The organism is Agathobaculum sp. TL06 (assembly GCF_054658635.1).
The window spans coordinates 1-3,490 of sequence record NZ_BAAGGY010000053.1; the positions used below are offsets into that span (position 1 = coordinate 1).

2 protein-coding genes are annotated in these 3,490 nt (G+C 57.9%); both read right to left on the minus strand.

The window, feature by feature from the left end:
* Positions 1–3,226: InlB B-repeat-containing protein (locus tag ACYQ3S_RS15540; RefSeq protein ID WP_459690267.1), on the minus strand; the 3,226-nt coding region annotated here is incomplete at its 3' end.
* Positions 3,227–3,249: 23 nt separating this feature from the next.
* Positions 3,250–3,387 (minus strand): hypothetical protein, encoded by a 138-nt coding sequence (locus ACYQ3S_RS15545; protein ID WP_459690269.1) that lies wholly within the window; start codon positions 3,385–3,387, stop codon positions 3,250–3,252.
* Positions 3,388–3,490: the final 103 nt, after the last annotated feature.

The following is a 3,490-nucleotide window of genomic DNA, read 5'->3' on the forward strand; positions in this document are numbered from 1 at the left end:
GTTCGCCGGAAGTGGGCGCGGCCGAGCTGGTGCCGAGTACGCCCAGATTGGCCTTTTTGCCGTTGGTGTAGTAGGTCGCGCCGTTCTCGATCACGGCCACCGCGCCCTTGCTGGTGTCCACTTGGCTCTCGCTGGAAACGACCTCCTGGGCAATATCCATCTTATCTTCCAGCACCGCGTTAGGGTCGGACACGTTGCGCACCGTCAAAATGCCGGCCTCCTCGCCATCCGCTACCTTTACGGCGTACTGTTTATCGTCCGCACCCTTCACCGTGAGCGTATCATCGTTTTCCACGCCGATGGTATACTCGCCGGCAAGTCCGTCATTCTCATACTCGCCAGCAGCGCGGGTCTTCTGGCTTACCACGGGGGTAAAGGTGTTCTCAACGCCGGACAGCAGCCAGTAGCTGCCTGCCTGTTTCGGCTTGCAGGTATTCCCGCCCACAGTAAACTCCAGGTCTGGAATGGCAGTCGATTCCACGCCGGTAATCGCATACCGCACGGAGGGGAACGGGTCATCGCTGATGGAGTCGCCGCCGGTGTAGGCCGTCATGTCCTGCGGGGTGAGGGTGACGGTACCCGCCGCCCACTGGGCATAAAGGGTGACGTCCTCCTTGGGCATGGTGAAAGCCCCGCCCGCCTGATACGTCGTGCCGCTGCCGTCCTGCTGGGTGTTCCAGCCGGCAAAGGTATAGCCCTCCCGCGTGGGCGCCTGTTCCGACAGAGTCGCGGCGCCCGGCACCAGCTGCACAGACGCGGGGGCGTTCTGGCCGCCGTTGGCGTCGTAGGTCAGGGTGTAGGGGGTGGCGATCTCGCCGGTTTCAGGGTTCCAGTACTTAGCGCGCAGGGTCACGGTGACGTCGTGGCCTTGATAGTAGCATTCTAAAGGAAGACCGAAAGCCCACTGTTCTCCAGGGAAAGGCAGATTGCCGACTGACAATACAAAACGATTCCCCGTCATAGATTCCTGCAGTTCATAAAACTCATCTATTGTAAAGGAAACCAGTGTGGGAGTATCAGAAGATGCGGTGCCTGTTGCTATAATATCATTATAAGTATTCCTAAGGTTTTCCACCCATAGCTTAACAATGGTTTCTTCATCTTTAAACGGGGAGTTTTCATAGTCGAAATTCTCTAAGAATTCCTGTATGTCCTGCTCGAGAGTGTCGTTTTGATATTGGCTCCACAGCTTGTCTGCTTGAGATTCAAATTCTGCAATTTCTTTTTCCAACAGCGCTTTGGTTTCTTCATAGGATTCCCGCACTGTTTCGCTGGGGCTGGTTTGGAACATGCGTAAGAGTTCATCTGCATAATTGTACGTCCACCAGAGGAATTCATACCCCTCTTTCTCCGGATCCTCCGCTGTGGGTAGAGCACTTAGGAAAGTGTTTAACGCATCGTCATCATCCTCATATGCCTCCTGAAAATCCTCCCAGGAGATAAAGATATCCTCAACAGGCGTGCCGCCGTAGGTCTCAAAATGGATGGTAATGCCAGGCACGACCTTCTCTGTCCATTTGGCGTAAACGGTCTTGGGGCCGTCCATGTACACCGAGGTAATAGGCGTGGTCAGCTCCTTGTCCGCGTACCAGCCCGCAAAGTCAAAGCCCTCTTTCGTGGGGGTCCTGTCCGCCAGGGTGACAGTGGTTCCGTTGCGGACTTCTTCCGGAGGTATGTCCGTGTTGGCGTAGGTCAGCGTAAAGAGCGCATAGGCAGGGTCCGTTTCCCACTGGGCCACAAGGGTCATATCCTCGGTAATGGCCGTTTCAAAGTCAAAGGAATCGCCCGCCTGGGTCTGCCAGCCCTGGAAGATATACCCCGTATAAGTGGGGTCCTGTGGCTGGTCGATGGTCTTGTTGGGCGCGGCGAACACCGGCGCCACATAGCTGCCGCCGTTGGAGTCAAAGGTGACGGTGAACACCTGTCCGGCGCTCAGATAGTGGTCGGCCGTCTCATTTGTAAAACCGTCATACTTGGCCACACCGGTCATGTCTTCCTTGTAGCGCATGTCCGGCGCGTCCTCAAACCACTGCTGCACCCCGTCAATGTCAAAGCTGGCGGGGGAGGGCAGGGTCAGGCTGTGCTGGCTGGTATATACTCCGAATGTATACAGGAAGCAGAAATCGTCGCCGCCCTCCTCGGCCGTGTTGTTGCAGATCACGCCGCCGTCAGCGAGGGTGACGCCCGCGACGGCCGCGCAGACGCCGCCGCCTAAGGCCGCCGTGTTGTTGGTTACAGAGCCGCCCTTGATGGTGAAGTTGCCCATCTGGGAATAAATGCCGCCGCCCATGCCGGTAGTCGGGACAGTTTCTCCCTCTGTATCTGGTATTTCGGTAGGTTGAGATCCTGTCGCCGCCGCGTTTTCCTGGAACACGCAGTTTTCAATGGTGATATCCCCTTCGTTATCGGAAAGGCCGGAGATCGACAATCCGCCGCCGGAGCGCGCCGTATTTTCAAAGAACTGGCAGTCGCTCAAAGTGACGACCCCCATCAGGGATGCGCCGCCGCCAACACCCGCGGCTTTGGTGCCGTCGGGAAGATCTGTCCCAGACGCTTCGTTCGCCCGGAAGACAGTCCCCGCAATAGTGATTTCACTTGTGGAAGTATTGTTTTGGGAGAGATAGTCCAGGCCGCCGCCCTTCATATGGGAGGTATTCCCCTCCACAACGCAGGAGGTGATGGCAATATTCAGAGTGGAACTCGCGTCCTCAGAAATGCTGATACCGCCGCCGGTGCTGTTGTCGCCCGTCGTTTTGTTATCGCGAATGGTGACGTTTTGCAGGGTCATGTCTCCCGTTGTATAGATGGCGCCGCCGGCATTTGTGGCTTCGTTGCCGGAAACAGTGCCGCCCGTCATGGAGAGCGTTCCCTGGTTTGCGATTGCGCCGCCGCTGCTGCTTTTGCCGCCGGTGATGACACCGGTGCCGGCGGTGCTGCTGTCCGTGATGGAAAGGGACGCGCCCTCCGCCACGGTGATTACGCTCCCGCTGCCGCTGCCTGTCAGGGTGTGGCCGTTAAGCTCCAGAGCCACCTTAGCGTCTTCGGGGATGACGAGGTCCGCTGTCAACTGGGTATCGGCAGCCAAATAGTAGCTGCCTGATGTCAGTTCCCCACCGTCCGACGGCAATGCCGTCTGGTCCTGGGGGCCTGCCGCGGCGGCCTGAAGCGGGACCATGCCCACCACCATCAAAGCCGTCAGCAGGATTGCCAATAGTCTTTTTTTCATGTGTTTTCCTCCTTACCGATTTTTCATTTGCCGTAGTCGCTGCGCGACCGCCCGCATGCGATTTTTCCTGGCGTTCCAGGCATCCCACGAGGGCAGTGCGCCAGATACTTCAGCGCGTCGTTCCAGCCGTGGAGGCTGGACGAGGGATTTGATGTATTCACCGGCCGTTCACCTCCCCCCAGCCGATGGCAAGCTGCTCCTGTTCCAGCAGCCGTTCGTAGTTCTGCTCCGCCAGCAGGGCGATGCTTGCCCGAATCCCCGCCT